Origin of the sequence: Bacillus sp. CGMCC 1.16541, from assembly GCF_003184905.1 — a bacterium.
Lineage (GTDB): Bacteria > Bacillota > Bacilli > Bacillales > Bacillaceae_H > Priestia.
Map to the genome: position 1 here is coordinate 1 of NZ_QFRU01000013.1, position 16,405 is coordinate 16,405.

Annotated in this window: 17 protein-coding genes and 2 riboswitches; of the genes, 5 read left to right on the forward strand and 12 right to left on the reverse strand. The window is 36.6% G+C overall.

Features of this window, described 5'->3' with window-relative positions; translation table 11 throughout:
• Positions 1 to 605: 605 nt before the first annotated feature.
• Positions 606 to 707, forward strand: a riboswitch (TPP riboswitch).
• 99 nt (positions 708 to 806) lie between these two features.
• Entirely contained in the window at positions 807 to 1,388 is a 582-nt protein-coding gene (thiT, locus tag DIS06_RS13115) for an energy-coupled thiamine transporter ThiT (protein ID WP_110113698.1), read from the forward strand.
• A gap of 340 nt (positions 1,389 to 1,728) precedes the next feature.
• Here thiT and DIS06_RS13125 read toward each other — a convergent pair whose 3' ends face one another.
• Positions 1,729 to 2,655: a DMT family transporter gene (locus DIS06_RS13125; protein ID WP_110113700.1), complete on the reverse strand. Its 927-nt coding sequence runs from the start codon at positions 2,653 to 2,655 to the stop codon at positions 1,729 to 1,731.
• A gap of 167 nt (positions 2,656 to 2,822) precedes the next feature.
• Here DIS06_RS13125 and DIS06_RS13130 point away from each other — a divergent pair, with 167 nt between their 5' ends.
• Complete coding sequence (locus DIS06_RS13130; RefSeq protein ID WP_110113701.1) at positions 2,823 to 4,475, forward strand: AMP-binding protein; 1,653 nt, start codon at positions 2,823 to 2,825, stop codon at positions 4,473 to 4,475.
• Between the two features lie 69 nt (positions 4,476 to 4,544).
• Here DIS06_RS13130 and DIS06_RS13135 read toward each other — a convergent pair whose 3' ends face one another.
• The 11 genes from DIS06_RS13135 to DIS06_RS13185 all read right to left on the reverse strand — a co-directional run bounded on the left by DIS06_RS13135 (position 4,545) and on the right by DIS06_RS13185 (position 13,280).
• Positions 4,545 to 5,246 (reverse strand): MgtC/SapB family protein, encoded by a 702-nt coding sequence (locus DIS06_RS13135; protein ID WP_110113702.1) that lies wholly within the window; start codon positions 5,244 to 5,246, stop codon positions 4,545 to 4,547.
• A gap of 139 nt (positions 5,247 to 5,385) precedes the next feature.
• On the reverse strand, positions 5,386 to 6,000 hold the full coding sequence (locus tag DIS06_RS13140; RefSeq protein ID WP_110113703.1) for an NAD(P)-binding protein: 615 nt from the start codon (positions 5,998 to 6,000) through the stop codon (positions 5,386 to 5,388).
• 1 nt (position 6,001) lies between these two features.
• Positions 6,002 to 6,748, reverse strand: coding sequence for a sirohydrochlorin chelatase (locus tag DIS06_RS13145; RefSeq protein WP_110113704.1), 747 nt, complete (start codon positions 6,746 to 6,748; stop codon positions 6,002 to 6,004).
• A 14-nt stretch (positions 6,749 to 6,762) separates the two neighbouring features.
• On the reverse strand, positions 6,763 to 7,542 hold the full coding sequence (cobA, locus tag DIS06_RS13150) for a uroporphyrinogen-III C-methyltransferase (protein ID WP_110113705.1): 780 nt from the start codon (positions 7,540 to 7,542) through the stop codon (positions 6,763 to 6,765).
• A 19-nt stretch (positions 7,543 to 7,561) separates the two neighbouring features.
• Positions 7,562 to 7,762, reverse strand: coding sequence for a DUF3906 family protein (locus tag DIS06_RS13155; RefSeq protein WP_110113706.1), 201 nt, complete (start codon positions 7,760 to 7,762; stop codon positions 7,562 to 7,564).
• Between the two features lie 18 nt (positions 7,763 to 7,780).
• On the reverse strand, positions 7,781 to 9,409 hold the full coding sequence (locus DIS06_RS13160; RefSeq protein WP_110113707.1) for a nitrite/sulfite reductase: 1,629 nt from the start codon (positions 9,407 to 9,409) through the stop codon (positions 7,781 to 7,783).
• A 13-nt stretch (positions 9,410 to 9,422) separates the two neighbouring features.
• Complete coding sequence (cysC, locus tag DIS06_RS13165) at positions 9,423 to 10,022, reverse strand: adenylyl-sulfate kinase (RefSeq protein ID WP_110113708.1); 600 nt, start codon at positions 10,020 to 10,022, stop codon at positions 9,423 to 9,425.
• A 12-nt stretch (positions 10,023 to 10,034) separates the two neighbouring features.
• The gene (sat, locus tag DIS06_RS13170) at positions 10,035 to 11,186 is read right to left on the reverse strand and encodes a sulfate adenylyltransferase (RefSeq protein ID WP_110113709.1); all 1,152 of its coding nucleotides are present in this window, start codon (positions 11,184 to 11,186) and stop codon (positions 10,035 to 10,037) included.
• 43 nt (positions 11,187 to 11,229) lie between these two features.
• Positions 11,230 to 12,306 (reverse strand): sulfate permease, encoded by a 1,077-nt coding sequence (locus DIS06_RS13175; protein ID WP_110113710.1) that lies wholly within the window; start codon positions 12,304 to 12,306, stop codon positions 11,230 to 11,232.
• 20 nt (positions 12,307 to 12,326) lie between these two features.
• The gene (locus DIS06_RS13180; protein WP_110113711.1) at positions 12,327 to 13,040 is read right to left on the reverse strand and encodes a phosphoadenylyl-sulfate reductase; all 714 of its coding nucleotides are present in this window, start codon (positions 13,038 to 13,040) and stop codon (positions 12,327 to 12,329) included.
• A gap of 96 nt (positions 13,041 to 13,136) precedes the next feature.
• Entirely contained in the window at positions 13,137 to 13,280 is a 144-nt protein-coding gene (locus tag DIS06_RS13185; RefSeq protein WP_110113712.1) for a YezD family protein, read from the reverse strand.
• 103 nt (positions 13,281 to 13,383) lie between these two features.
• A riboswitch (SAM riboswitch) is annotated at positions 13,384 to 13,490 on the reverse strand.
• 169 nt (positions 13,491 to 13,659) lie between these two features.
• Here DIS06_RS13185 and cdaS point away from each other — a divergent pair.
• The 3 genes from cdaS (at position 13,660) to DIS06_RS13200 (ending at position 16,376) form a co-directional block, all read left to right on the forward strand.
• Positions 13,660 to 14,289: a sporulation-specific diadenylate cyclase CdaS gene (gene cdaS / locus DIS06_RS13190; protein ID WP_110113713.1), complete on the forward strand. Its 630-nt coding sequence runs from the start codon at positions 13,660 to 13,662 to the stop codon at positions 14,287 to 14,289.
• A gap of 166 nt (positions 14,290 to 14,455) precedes the next feature.
• On the forward strand, positions 14,456 to 15,877 hold the full coding sequence (locus tag DIS06_RS13195; RefSeq protein ID WP_110113714.1) for an alanine/glycine:cation symporter family protein: 1,422 nt from the start codon (positions 14,456 to 14,458) through the stop codon (positions 15,875 to 15,877).
• Between the two features lie 112 nt (positions 15,878 to 15,989).
• Positions 15,990 to 16,376: a VOC family protein gene (locus DIS06_RS13200; protein WP_110113715.1), complete on the forward strand. Its 387-nt coding sequence runs from the start codon at positions 15,990 to 15,992 to the stop codon at positions 16,374 to 16,376.
• Positions 16,377 to 16,405: the final 29 nt, after the last annotated feature.

Here is a 16,405-nt window from a genome sequence, read left to right on the forward strand (position 1 = left end):
TTCGTCCTGAGCCAGGATCAAACTCTCCGAAGAAATGTTTGACTTGCTCATAAAATAATTTAAAATCTAATTAACGTTGACGTTTGTCGCTTTGTTCAGTTTTCAAAGTTCAACCGCCGCTCAGAAGCGACTTTACTATCATATCAAGTTGCTCGATGATCGTCAACAACTTTTTTATTTTTCTTTGTCGCTTTGTCTTACCTCTTGGCGACGAAATTAAATATACCACGATAATTTTACAGATGCAACATTTTTTTAAAGTTTTTTTAAAAATGTTAAAGAATTATTAACAACAGCTTTTTTATTACTTACTCTTAGTTAAGTTCAGTAATAATATGATTTACTCTATTTAAAGGATTACCTAATTTCAATAACATCTATAGAAGGGAACGCAACACTCTTATACCATTTTCATTCCATTCATACAAAAACCCAATAACAATAAGCTTATCCTTATCATTGATTAGATAAACGATTTAATAGGAAAAACACTTATGTAGAGATGAAACCTTTTAGAATACGAGCTATATTTTATCACTGTAACGGTTGTCGAGCGATATTTTTTGCTGTATATTAAACATTATCTAAAAAAGCAATGTAAATAAAACATCCACAAGGGGAGCCTGATGGCTGAGAGTGATCGATAGAGTTCTAACCCTTTGAACCTGTTAGTTAGTACTAACGTAGGAATGTGGCTTCGTATGGTATGCAATGTAGGTTACCTTAACAAGCCCTACATTGCTTTTTTATTTTCTTGGGTGTCTCGTTTACTCATACAAACCAATACGAAGGGAGATTTTTTTTACATGAAACGCAGTAAGACTCTTTTTATAGTAGAAGTAGGGATGATGACTGGACTTGCTTATTTATTAGATTTATTAGCAAGTTTTCTCTCATTAAGGTTATGGCCACAAGGTGGTTCAATCTCAATTGCTATGGTACCGATTTTTATTATGTCTTTTAGGTGGGGACTAAAGGGCGGATTATTCACTGGCTTTTTATTAGGTCTTTTACAGATCACACTAGGACCTGCTTATGTTGTTCACCCCGTACAAGCATTCTTAGATTACTTTGTTGCATTTACAGTGGTAGGGTTAGCCGGTGTTGTTCATCAATCTATTCAAAAATTAGACATCATCACCCAGAAAAAGCGGCTTTTATCTTTTGTTTTTCTAGGAGCATTCATTGCTAGCTTAGCAAGATATATTACGCACACGATAGCAGGATTTGTATTTTTCGCTGAAGCTGGCTCAACGAAAGCTCAAGCATTACTATTCTCTGCCATCTATAACGGTACATATATGCTACCGGCTTTTATCATCAGCGCACTTATTTGTTATTTTATCCTTAACACAACCAAACAACGTTTTTTAACAAAACCTTATTAGACTGAAAAAAGAGCACGAAGAAAGCCAAGTTACTTTCTTCGTGCTCTTTTACTTATTTTAACTCCCTCACTCTTAGCTCACCAAACTGCAGACTCTCTTAAAATCAGGTGCATAACTTCCTTTACTCTATCATATTGTCTAGTAAACGATTCTTTTGATGGAGGGAACATTCGTGAAAAGTCCGGCAGAGTTGGCAATGTTTATTTCCTTTTTAATGTCTATTCTATTAATTTTCTCCGCTTATTGGGAAGCGATCCAAATATGTAATACACCAGGAAGAGTAAAAGGCGCTTCTTTTATCTTTTTCACTACTTGCGGTTTTATTTTTTCTTTATTTGCTTCATACTTTCATAAACTTATTTGATAGTGAGATACCCTTATGTTTTGAAAGGGTATTTTTTCTTTTTTGTAATAAATAAAGAGAAACACCTAAAAAGATAATACAACTACCAATGACTTGCATGATCGAAACTTTCTCATTTAGTAACAAATAAGCAAGAGTTGCTGCGCCAATGGGCTCAAATAAGATCGCCATAGATATAACAGTTGTGCTCACAAACTTCAAACTCCAATTAAGTAGCGAATGACCTAACAATGTCGGAAAGATCGCCAACAAAATAAAATAAGTCCATTCATGTTGGTAGGACGGTATCAATGATTCTTTTGTAAGAAGTACATATAAAAACAATGTAATGGTACTAACACTATACACAATAAATGTGTAAGTGATTAAACTAATTGAATCCCTCACTCTTTGTCCACACAATAAGTAAACTGTAATGAATAAACATGCCAATAATGCTAAAGCATCTCCAAGTAAAGCTTGTCCACTGATAAGTAAATCCCCCCAACCAATTACAAAGCTTCCTGCTATGGCTAGGAGAATACAGATACCTTCTACTAGACTTACCTTTTCCTTAAAGAAAAGATATGCACCTACCACCGCAAAAATAGGTTGTAGTGTAACCATAACCGTTGAGCTAGTAACAGAAGTGAAACGTAGAGATTCAAACCATAAAATAAAATGAAACGCTAGTAATACCCCTGCTAATATAGAATAGAACCAACTTTCTTTTGTTGGTTTACCCTCTTCTCTTCGCCTCGTAAAAACAAACAACGGAGCCATGATGAGCACTGAGAACAATAGCCTATAAAAAGCAATGACACTAGCAGGTGATTGAGACAACTTCACAAGAATAGCCGATGTTGAAATAAAAAAGACAGCTACCCCAATGACTAGATAACAACGAATAAGAAGCGAATACACTTTATCACCTCCACGTAAAAATTTTGTCGAAGAGTTATTTTTGAAATGTTTTATCTTCGTTTGTTAAGATATTTGTAAGCGTATTCAAAAAATTCTGATATACTAGTTTGTATCTATCATATCAATTTTTTGAATATAGTAGATAAAATTTTTTCAGGGGGCGAACTATGTCAGAATTAAAAAAGGTAACATTAGGTGAACTACTTTTAGACACCGTAAATCAGTTTGGTTCACAGGAAGCAGTTGTATATTCTAAAGAGGGTATACGCTATACGTACAAGGAATTTTATGATGAAACAACAAAAGTAGCAAAAGCGTTACTCGGCCTAGGTGTAAAAAAGGGCGAGCACATCGCTGCATGGGCTACAAATGTTCCCGAATGGCTTTTACTACAATTTGCTTCAGCACGAATTGGTGCAGTCCTTGTAACTGTAAACACAAGCTATCAAGAAAGCGAGCTCGAATATTTATTAAAACAATCTGATTCAACTACTTTATTCTTCATCGATGGCTTTAAGGGTACATCTTATCTATCAATTATCCAGCAACTAACTCAAGAAAAAACCATACACTCTACTTCACAAGAAATCACATACTCGCGTTTACCAATACTGAAAAATTTAATTTATTTAGGAGATTCTTGCTCTGACTCATCAATGACAACGTGGTCGATGTTTATGGAACGTGGTGCGAGTATTAGTGATAGCGAACTAATAGAGCGCGAAAGATCTCTTCACTATGATGACGTTATTAATATGCAATATACGTCAGGTACTACCGGATTCCCTAAAGGTGTAATGTTAACTCACTTTAACATTGTAAATAACGGGTACCTCGTCGCACAATCAATGAAGCTAACAAACCATGATCGCTTATGCATTCCAGTACCATACTTTCATTGCTTCGGTTGTGTGTTAGGTGTTCTTGCTTGTGTGTCTGTAGGAGCAACAATGGTCCCAATTATCGAATTTAACCCTGAGCTTGTATTAGAAACCGTTGAGAAAGAAAAATGCACAGGGTTACACGGAGTTCCAACCATGTTCATTGCTGAACTCAACCACCCTAATTTCTCAAAATACGACTTATCACTCCTACGTACAGGGATCATGGCTGGCTCCACGTGTCCAATTGAAGTCATGAAACGAGTCATGAATGAAATGAATATGTCTGAAATTACAATTGCTTATGGACAAACAGAATCTTCACCTGTTATTACTCAAACGATAACAACCGACTCTCTTACAAGAAAAGTAGAAACAGTTGGTAAAGCTCACCCTCACGTTGAAGTGAAGATTATTGATCCTATAACAGGATTAGAAGTAGAGCACGGTACGCAAGGTGAATTATGTACAAGAGGCTATCTTGTCATGAAAGGGTATTATAAAATGCCAGAAGCCACTCAAGAAGCAATTGATCAAGACGGTTGGCTACATACCGGAGATTTGGCAACCATGGACAAAGACGGCTATGTCGTCATTACAGGACGATTAAAGGATATGATTATTCGCGGTGGAGAGAATATTTATCCGCGTGAAATCGAAGAGTTCCTTTACCGTCACCCTGATATTTTAGATGTACAAGTAGTTGGCGTTCCTGATCAAAAATATGGAGAGAAAGTAGCAGCTTGTATCAAGTTAAAAGAAGATGCGACGTTAACTGAAGAAGGTGTGAAGAACTTCTGTAAAGGAAAGCTATCTCACTATAAAATTCCAGAATATATTATGTTTGTTTCTGCTTTCCCAATGACAGCTTCTGGGAAGATACAAAAATATAAGTTAAGAGAACAAGCTGTGGAACTAACAAAAAGTCTTTCCATATAAAATAAAGGCTCTGACTATTTTAGTCAGAGCCTTTATTTTATATGGAAAGGCACATATGCTCGGTCAACATTATTCAAGGCTCTCAACTTCTGCTTTGATTACCCCGGGTAACGATTTTACTTTGTAGTAAACATCCGTTGTGTAGATTCCTTTTTTTGTGATGACGATACAGTTAATGAGGATATCATTCGTTTCTTCCTTTACTTTTACTCCTCTTATACCCAAGTCTTTACTTTTGATATCAATGAGGAGATTTGTAAGATCAACCTTTTTTTCTATCCATAGCCTCACCTTAATTTCGCGTTCTTTCAGTTTTTTCGGACCAATCCTTTCAAACACAGGAGGTAGAACTTTGATGCCAAATATAATGAATAATACACCTAATAAAGCTTCTATATAAAAACCAGCTCCAATTGTAATTCCCATTGCTGCAGATGCTAATACAAGTGCAGCTGTCGTTAATCCTGAAATAGCTTCATTGCTTCTTCTTAAGATAACACCTGCTCCTAAAAATCCTATTCCGCTAATTACATAAGAAGGAATTCGACCAGGATCCATCGGACGGGAGTATTCTTTTGAATATAAGAATGCAGACTCATACGAAACAATAGTCAATAAACAAGCAATAACAGATACAATTAAACACGTCTTCAATCCAAGAGGTTTTCCTTTTAACTCTCTTTCTAGTCCAATAATAACCCCTGTCATTGCAGCAAAACTAAGCTTCAGGAGGACGTCGTTGTAAACGACCATCTCTAGCATGTCTTCCATCACTTTTCCTCCTTTCAAGTCACGTTTTACTTACTTTTTTTACTTTTATGATTGTTTCTTACTATCCTACTACGAATTCCACCAAATCAGTACATCTGCTCATCTTGATGTGATATAAAAAAACAACAAGCCCCCCCCTTTATAAAAAGGATGCTTGTTGTAACTTTTGAAGAAATTTATTTTGCAATGTAAAGGAATACCGATAATCTTCTTGTAACACTTCTTGTAAAAGTTCACGTTTTTTCGTTACATCAAATGAACTTGCTTTTATAAGCATACGACATTCGTATAAAAAGTCCACATACTCTTCATACGAGTTATCATATCTCTGTTTAAAATCCTCGATTAACTCTTTCGCTAACAAAGGACTTGCCCCACCGGTTGAAATGGCAATAGCTAACTTCCCTCGACAAAACTGTGCCGGAAACGTTAGATTGCCACTATCAGGATTGTCTACAACGTTGACTAACTGATGAGGAGAAGCATATTGAACCACTGATCGATTTACTTGATTATTATTTGTCGCTACGATAATTAAAAAAGCAGATTCAATGTCTTTTCTTTCCACTTGTTTTTGAACTAAGTGAACCTTTTCTTCTTTCTCTAGTTCATAAAGTTCTGCTGTAAACTCTGGCGCCACAACTTGAATGTATGCTTCTTGTTTTGACAAGGAATTCGCCTTACGCGTAGCTACCTTTCCGCCACCTACAATCACAACATGCTTATCTTTCATATCTAGCATCACTGCATACATATCATGTCACCGTTAACGTGTCACGTAGTTGATGAACTTGTTGAACCAACAAATCAATTAGATGAGTATGGTACCCTAAATAGTTCGTTAAAATAAATTGTTGAGAAGAGGAACTCATCTTTTCCACTTCTTCGATTACTTCACCCATTAAAATGCCTGTAAATAATAAGTACGGAATCACAAAGACTTGTTCATACTGTAATGTGGCCGCATGAAGTAATCCTTCTTTAAACTTTGGAGTAGCTGCGGCCAAATAGCATGTGTCAACTCGCCGAAATGTACTTCTATGCTCAACTCGTTTCGCAATCTGTTGAAACTGCATCAATGCTTCTTGATCACTACTTCCTCTTCCTACTAACAACGCCATCGCATTCTCTTTGACTTGTTGATTTGTTTCATTAACTTTCTCAAATAAAATATCAATGATTTTATCTTGAACCCCAAACGGTTGACCGTAGACTAATTCAATATGAGAATGTTTTTCTACTAAAGGATTCAACATATTTGGAATGTCTATTTTTGCATGAGCAGCAGTAAGTAAAAGAACAGGGATTGCAATAATACGAGTAGCTCCTTGCTGCACACATCGTTCAAAGGATTCTTCAATTGTTGGATGTGCTAATTCTAAAAATGCTGCTTCTTGAATTGGAACCGATATTTTCTCTTTGCATCTCTCTACAAACTTCAGTGCTTCAAGACAACCGTCTTCCACACGACTACCATGACAAATATACATAACTGCGTCCATGTCTATCCTCCTCTTTAATAAGCCTCTTTTGCGTAGGAATAGTATGGTTGCGCTGACTTTTGGAACCAACTAAGCTTATCATGGAGTTTTACAACCTCTCCAATAATAATCATACTAGGATTTTCAACCTTTTCCCTTTGGACAATTTCTACAATGGTACTTAACGTCCCTGTTACTGTTCGTTGATTTTCACACGTTCCCCAATGGATAAGCGCAATAGGAGTGTCAGGACTTTTACCATGACTGAGAAGTTTTTCACAAATATAAGGTAAATTACGTACTCCCATGTAAATAGCTAGTGTATCTACTCCTTTAGAAAGGCTCTCCCATCGAATTTCTTCCTCTTCTGCATCTTTTCGGTGCCCTGTTACGACAGCAAAGCTAGCGCTATAATCACGATGAGTCACTGGAATACCAGCATAAGCAGGAGCAGCTACTCCAGATGTAATGCCAGGAACTACTTCAAATGACACACCATTTTTAACAAGTGCTTCAGCTTCTTCCCCGCCCCTTCCGAAGATGAACGGGTCTCCACCTTTTAAACGGGTGACCACTTTGCCTTTTTTAGCGAACTTAACAAGAAAGCTGTTAATTGTTTCCTGTTTTAACGTATGATAATTCGGTAGCTTGCCACAGTAAATAAGATCTGCACCCGCTTTTGCATGTTCGAGTAATTTCTTATTTACTAATCGGTCATATAAAATAACGTCCGCTTCTTGTATACACCTTAATCCTTTTACAGTAATTAAATCCGGGTCACCAGGTCCTGCTCCTACCAAATAGACTTTCCCCATGATTATCTCATCCTTTCAACTAGTTGCCGAGAACGAAACCTGTACCACCTCGTATTCTCTTCTTTTCATATAGAACCGTTTCTTTAACGTTTGGCATTTTTAAATAGTGCTTTTCTAATTCAATATCGACTAACTCAAATGCATGCTCATCGCTGTTAGCTACGATTACAACGTAAATGACTTGCTCTTCAATTGTTACTTCAAAGCGATACAAATGCATGTTGTTCCCTTCCTTTACTTACGATACTTTCTCATCTAATTGCTCGAGGATTTCATCTAATTTAGATTGAAATGATTCTAATCCTACTCGATTAAAGTACTCATGGAATGTTTCACCTAATAATTTTTCATCTTTGAAATGTGTCAGTAAATCTGTTAAAACATCAATCAACTGTTCTGCATTCACTTTTCCTTTTAATTTTTCATTGAATTTTCCACCTGCATTTAATGTTCCACCCACATAAATTTCAAATGCTTCTATCATTTGTTTATCTTTTGTGCGCATTTTAATTCCTTGTAAACCAATATCAGCAATTTGACGTTGGCCACAGGAATTTGGACACCCAACCATATGAAAACGAACTGGAACATCTAATGTAATGGTTTGATCTAATTCTTCTGCGATGCGTCTCATGCGCTCCTTCGTTTCAACAAGAGCTAGATTACAATATTCAATCCCTGTACAAGATACTGAGTATCCAATAAATGAATTTGGGTTGATGGTAATACGTTCAAAAATCTTCTCTTTTAATAACTCATCGGTTTTTTCGTTTGGTACATTTGGAATAATGAGGTTTTGAGAGTTACACGTACGAATCTCACCGTTTCCATACTCGTTTGAAATGCGAGCTAATTCTAATACTTCATCTGCATCTAAACGACCTACTGGTACGTTAAAACCTAAGTAACTTAACCCGTCTTGTTTTTGCTTTTGTACCCCGTAAAAGTATCCAGCATTCCATTCCTTCGTTGGCTCTTCACCTTTAGACAACAATGGACCTGTAATCTCTTCGATTTTTTCTTTAAATTTGTCTACACCCCAGTCTGCCATTAAAAACTTCAGACGAGCTAGATGACGCTTTTCACGATATCCATAGTCACGGAAAATCGTTGTTACAGCAATCGCCACCTCTTTGACTTGCTCAGGCTTCACAAATACATCTAATGTTTGAGCTAAGAAAGGTTTTGATGATAAACCTCCACCTATTTTCAGATGAAACCCAACCACTTTCTCTCCATCAATTTCTTTTACAGCCGGTGTAAAGGAAATACAGTTAATCTCAGCATTTGATGCATTTCGTACATTAGAACTAATTGACATTTTATATTTACGAGGTAAATTAGAGAAATCTGAATTATGTTGAAAGAATTCATATACATCCTTTACGATGTCTGACGTATCAAACAATTCATCTGGATCAATTCCGGCTAATGGATTCCCAACAATCGTTCTCGTAATATCTCCGCAAGCACCAGCAGATGATAATCCTACTGCTTCAAGACGGTTAAAGATATCTGGAATTTGCTCAATTTCTAACCAATGAAACTGAATGGCTTGACGTGTTGTAATATCAAAAACACCACGTCCATAGTCTTTGGCAATGTTAGCTAGTGTTACCGTTTGCTCATTCGTTAGAATACCAGAAGGAACATTGACACGCATCATAAAATAACCGTCTTCTTTCGGTCTTTGCAGATATAACCCAGCCCATTTAAATAAATCCCACTCATCTTTAGGAATTGATGAAAAGCCATTCTGCGCATAATTCGGAATATCATTAAAAATTTCTAATCCGTCTTTTTCTAATTTTTTCTTTTCTGTTACATTAATCTTTTCGTTCGTTTCCCACGTTTTTGCATAAGTCAAATGAGGTCACTCCTTAAATAAAATTCTTATTGCGTAAGTAAACAACTACGTCGTTTGCACATTCTTCAACACTTTTTTGACCGGTTCTAATCGTTAATTCTGGGTTTTGTGGACGTTCATAAGGAGAATCAATTCCTGTGAACTCCTTAATTTCACCGCTTCTTGCTTTTTTATAAAGTCCTTTTGGATCTCTTTTTTCACACTCATCAAGAGGACAATCCACATATACTTCAATAAACTCATTCTCTTCTAAGATATGCCTTACTTGATCGCGATCTTCTTGAAAAGGTGAAATAAAAGCTGTTAAAACAACTTGACCACTATCAACAAATAGTTTTGACACTTCTCCGATGCGACGAATATTTTCAGTACGATCTTCTGCAGAAAAGCCTAAGTTTTTATTTAGTCCAAATCGAATGTTATCTCCATCTAATACGTAGTTACGAATATCTTGATCATATAGTTTTTTGGCAACAGCATTTGCAACGGTGGATTTACCTGATCCAGATAATCCAGTAAACCACAATACAAAGCTATGATGCTTATTTTGTTGTCGACGTTGTTCTTTATTAATACCTGATTCATGCCATGTAATGTTGGTTGATTGACTCACAGTGTTTCCTCCTTAATGTTTAGAAACTGGTTGTTTCTGTAATCCTCGAATCAGCACTTCAATCACTTCTTTTCGACTAAATGTGCTCGGAGGAATTTCTCCGTTTCGTAACATTTCTCTCACTTTTGTACCAGATAAAATAACGTGATGTTCTTTGTTATGCGGGCATGTTTTTGTAGATGCCATCCCTTCACACTTTTCACAATAAAAGCTATGTTCAAAGAACAATGGCGTGATTCCTAACTCATCTGATGTAAAGTGAGAAAAAATCTTCTGAGCATCGTACGTACCGTAATAATCTCCTACCCCCGCATGATCACGACCTACGATAAAATGCGTACAGCCGTAATTCTTTCGAACGAGAGCGTGGAAAATTGCTTCTCTTGGACCCGCATAACGCATCGCCGCTGGAAATACCGCTAAAAATGTTCGGTCATTCGGATAGTAATTTTCTAATAATACTTCGTAACTTTCCATTCGAATATCTGCGGGAATGTCATCCGACTTCGTTTCTCCAACAAGTGGATTTAACAGTAGACCATCTACAATTTCTAACGCAGTCTTTTGGATATATTCATGCGCTCGGTGTACTGGATTGCGGGTTTGAAACCCAACGATTGTTTTCCAGCCACGTTGCTTAAAAACCTCCCTTGTCTCTACAGGGTCTAGGTGGTAACTTGAAAATCGCCCTTTTTCTGTTCGCTTAATTAACTTAATAGGACCTGCAACATACACGTTTGAACGTTCAAATACTTTACGGACACCTGGGTGTGCAAGTTCAATCGTTTGATAAACGAGTTGAGCTTCTTTTGCTTTATCTGGCACATAAATTTCTTCGATAGTTAATACACCATATACAGTCTCATTTTGAACAAGTTTGACTTCTTCTCCTACTGTTAAAGATTCTGCTTTTTCTTCATCAACTGCTAACGTAATCGGGATGCTCCACACTGTACCATCAGCTAACTTCATCTTTTCCACAACAGCGTTATAATCTGCTTGATTTAAAAACCCTTTAATAGGGCTGTATCCACCGATTCCAATTAGTTCTAAGTCACTCAACGCCGTATTATCTAACTCAATCTCTTTCGTTAATGATTCATAATCATAGTTAGGCTCATATAAATTCACTAAACTTCCACCATGCGCTTGAATTGAACTCATTTTAAAATCCCCCTCATTTATTATTCATATCAATTTAGTCGGCTTAAGGAGCAACGTTCTCCTCTTTTGAAAAGCTTGGCTTCTTCTTTCTAGCCGTTTTCATCAAACTAAGGATTCCTACTGTGGCAATACAACCACTCAGTAATACCACAAGAGAATAAAGATCACTTTCTAATAATAATTTGACTAATCCATAGGAAATGACCAGCGAAAAAACTGGTGAAACAATCCAGACTTTTAACATCTGTACAATTACTTTCTGTTGCCATATATAAAATCCATCTTTAGCGGCACCTATGCCAATAATTGATGAAGTGGTTACTTGTGTAAGCGGTACGGGTAAACCAAATATAGATGCGGTTGTTACAAGAGATGCACCAGTCCCAGAAATGACGACTCCTTCACCGAGTGAAAACTTTGTAATTCTCTTTCCATTTGTTTCAATCACTTTCTCACCTAAAAATAGAGCACCGAGCGCTACAAATATCGCACCATATAAAATACCGTTTGAAGTTCCAATCAATCCCGCTCCAACAAGCGGGCCAATCGCATTCGCAACATTGTTCATTCCCGCTGAAAAAGCTTCGAAAAACCCTGTAGCAATTACTAAAAACGTCAAAAACGACTTCCACTTTGAGCTTTTTTCATAACGTCCACTGCGAAACTTTTTCATAAGTAGCCCCACTACAAAAGCAATGACAAAAGCAACGATGGGGACAATCACCCAAAAAGAAACAATAACTAATAATTTTTGAGCATATACAGATTGATAAGCAATTCCCACCCCAACAACCGCTCCAACTGTTACTTCACTTGTTGATAAAGGAATCCCTATCACATTTGCAATGAAAAGCGACAATGTGGCGGAAGCTAAAATGATGACAACAATTTCAACGGTTAAAATCGTTTGAGGGATAATCCCTGATCCAATTGTTTTAACGACTTCCCCTCCACCTAAGACAGCCCCTAAAAACACACCGATTGCACAAATAAATAATGCAATCCTTCTATTTTTTATTGCACCTGATCCATACGATACACCCATGGAAGCGGCTGCTCCACTTGCCCCGATATTCATAGCAAAAAAGAACGCAATTGCAAAAGCAAGATATATAAGCATCTACCACTCAGCTCTTTCTGTTAGGATTCATGTAATCCACACTCTACTTTTTTCGTTCCAGCCCAACGCCCTGCTCTCAGATCATCTACATTATGAGTGGGCTGTGTACAAGGCATACACCCTATACTTGGATAGCCTTGGTCGTGAAGTTTGTTATAAGGCAAGTTATGTTTATATACATATCGCCATACTTCCTTCCATGTCCAATGAATGATTGGGCACACTTTTACTTTGTGAAACTTTTCATCTTTATTAAAAAATTGCGTTTGACTTCTTGTAGGAGACTGTTCTCTACGAAGGCCTGATATCCATGCTTCATATCCACCTAGCGCTTTCTTTAGTGGTTCAATTTTACGCAACTGACAGCAAAGATTAGGATTCGTTTTCCATAACTCTGCACCGTGGAGCTTTTCTTGCTCTTCTAATGAGTATTCTGGCTTTTCTAAACGAATAATTAAGTCTGGAAACCGTTCTTGAATACGTTCAATAACTTCATACGTTTCTTTAAAGTGAAGACTCGTATCTAAAAACACAAGTGTTGCATCTTTTTTCACTTTTGCAATTAAATCAATGAGTACAATACTTTCAATTCCAAAGCTTGATGCATAAACAAGTGAATCACCATAATGTTGGTAGGCCCACTCTAAAACAGATAACGCTCCTTTTGTTTCATCATTATTCGAAAAGGACGGAAAGGCCTCTTCCCAGTTTTCATACGTCAATAAAGAACTCATATAATCCTCCTCTAAAACTTTGTTATCCGATAAAAAAAGACGGTTTTAACTCAATAAAAAGTTAAACCGCCTCTAGTTTGTCTAGTCAGCGAACGTCTATTTAATTCGTACCTTTTCGTTTTTTTCAAGCTGGACAACCTTACCATCTTGAACGACTATCGTAATTGAACCGTATCTCATGGCTTCCAGCATTTTTTCTACATTTTTAAAGACGACATCTAACTCTTCCTTTTGTACCATCACAGTCCCCCCTCAATCTACAAACAGTATATTCACCTACCATCATTTTTTGACAACAAAATAAAAAGTCTTTCCCATAGAAAGACTGTTAGGTAACGTTTTTACCTTATCTTTCAAAATGGTTTACATTTTGCTGGAATTAGCACCTTGCTAGCTACGCAGGTTGCCGGGGTTCACAGGGCCAGTTCCCTCCACCTCTCTGGATAAGTGAGTATTTTCTAAAAATTTTAGCATATTTAGAATTTTTGTCAATATAAAAAAAGTCTCACTAATTAAAACTTCTTTTAGACCTGTCTTAACGACTGATAAACGAATAGTTATAACAGATTAGCAAATATTACAGGTAAGACTCGTAGTAATAATGGGGGCATAACAAACAATGGACACTCAATTTTTACCTTTTAGTTCATCGATTAAAGAACACTTAAAAACTCATTTACATACCATTTCGATTGAATCTGAGAAGATCATGAAGCGATTAGACTGTGAAGAACATTGTATATTGTGCGATTTTGAAGACTTACAAAAAACATTCCAAGAAATTCAATCGGTTGCAGCATCGTATTACTTACAACGTTATTTATCACCATATACCCAAAACTACATTGCACTTTCACTCGCTGTACATCATCTATCGGAAAAAAGACATGGCGCGTTGATGGTAATTGAAAGGAAACAAGTAGTTGATTCGCTGATTCAACGAGGGGTTCCGGTAGGAGCAACATTGTCTGCTACTTTGTTAGAAACCATTTTTTATCCTGGAAATCCTCTACATGATGGAGCTGTTTTAATAAGAGGAAACGAAATTGTATCAGCTTCTAATGTATTACCCCTTTCTGCTCAGTCTATTAAAAATAAAAAAATAGGCACAAGACATCGAGCTGCCATTGGAATGTCAGAACAATCGGATGCTCTTGTGCTCGTTGTATCGGAGGAAACAGGACGCATTTCATTCGGGCTAGATGGAAGCTTATACCCCATTCACTCTAGCAAAAATACGTTTAATTGACACTCTCACTATTTATTTATGAATAAAAAAAGATTATTTCATGTATTGCCAGATATAAATTGAAACCGATATAATATTTCAATGTAAAAAAACCTCACATGTGATTTAAAACAACTAAAAAGTAACTGGAGAGGTTTTACTAAACATTATAGGAGTGATTACATAAATGGAAGTTTTACAATCCTTTGTAGATTGGATGAACAATCTACTATGGAGTCGTATTTTAATTGCAATGCTTATTATTCTAGGTGTGTATTTTACCGTTCGAACAAACTTTGTTCAATTTCGCCTTATAAAAGAAATGGCACGACTTTTAGGAGAGGGAGCAACTGCAACGGACGAACGAAAAAAAGGGGTAACCTCTTTTCAAGCATTCGCGATTAGTACCGCTTCTCGTGTTGGAACTGGTAACTTAGCAGGTGTAGCTCTAGCCATCTCTACAGGTGGACCAGGTGCAATCTTTTGGATGTGGCTCATTGCATTAATTGGAGCAGCTTCTGCGTTTGTAGAAAGTACATTAGCTCAAATCTACAAAGTAAAAGACAATGATAATTTTCGTGGCGGTCCAGCTTATTATATGGAAAAAGGATTAAACATGCGTTGGATGGGTGTCTTATTCGCCGTTTTAATCACAATCTGTTTTGGACTCGTTTTTAATGCCGTTCAAGCGAATACAATTACAGCCGCATTTAATGCTGCATTTGGAACGGATCACCTCGTTTTAGGTATCATTCTTGCCATTTCGTTTGCAGCCATTATTTTCGGAGGAATTCGACGTATCGCACGAATTTCAGAAATTATCGTCGTTATTATGGCTCTTATCTATATTGGAATTGCTTTAATTGTCATCTTGATGAACATTACAGAGATTCCTGGGGTAATCGTTCTTATCGTAAAAAGCGCATTTGGTCTTGAAGAAGCAATTGGTGGAACGATGGGAGCTGCGTTGATGATGGGCATTAAACGCGGACTGTTCTCCAATGAAGCGGGAATGGGAAGCGCACCGAATGCAGCAGCTACTGCAACAGTCAGTCATCCTGTTAAGCAAGGATTAATTCAATCATTAGGTGTGTTTACAGACACACTCATTATTTGTAGTTGTACAGCATTTATCATTTTATTATCTGACGCTTATACTCAACCTGGCCTTGACGGTATTCAAATTACACAAGCTGCTTTAAGTTCACATATTGGTGGATGGGCGACACAATTAGTGGCAATTACGATCTTATTATTTGCTTTTAGTTCACTCATTGGAAACTATTATTACGGTGAAACAAACATTGAATTTTTAAATACAAACAAGTCTTTCTTATTCTTATATCGTATAGCAGTTGTTGGAATGGTCATTTTCGGTTCTGTTGCGCAAGTGAAAATTGTGTGGGATATGGCGGATTTATTTATGGGCCTTATGGCTATTGTCAACTTAATTGCTATCTTTATGCTTGGAAAAATTGCATTTGCAGCTCTTAATGATTATATGAAACAGAAAAAAGCGGGGAAAAATCCTGTCTTTTATAAAGACAATATTGAAGGCATTGAGGATGTTGAATGCTGGAGCAACTCAAAAGCAAAAAGCTTATCCTAACTGTTAGTCATGAGAGGTAACCAAGGGGTTATCTCTCTTTTTTATTTGACGCCTTTTGTTTTCAGAATTAAAATACAATTCATATACAAAATAAATAAAGCAGGTGAAAGTCATGACAATTAAAAAATTAGAACACGTAGGCGTACAAGTAAAAGACATTGAAACTTCTATTCAATTCTATCAAGATATAGTAGGACTAGAATTAATGGATCGATTCCCACACACAGATGACACATTACAGTTGGCTTTTTTAGGATTAAATGGCGACATTATTGTAGAATTGATCGAAGGATATAACCCGAATTTACCAGCAGAAGGAAAAGTACATCATATTGCTTTTACGGTTGATAATCTTGCATCAGAACGTGAGCGTTTAAAATCATTACATGTTCAATTCGTTGATGAAGCCATTACAACGTTACCAAATGGCGCACAATATCTATTTTTTTATGGTCCAGATGGAGAGTGGATTGAATATTTTGAGCCGAAAGTAAAATAACCCTTATACCTCTAACATTTAATGGAAAT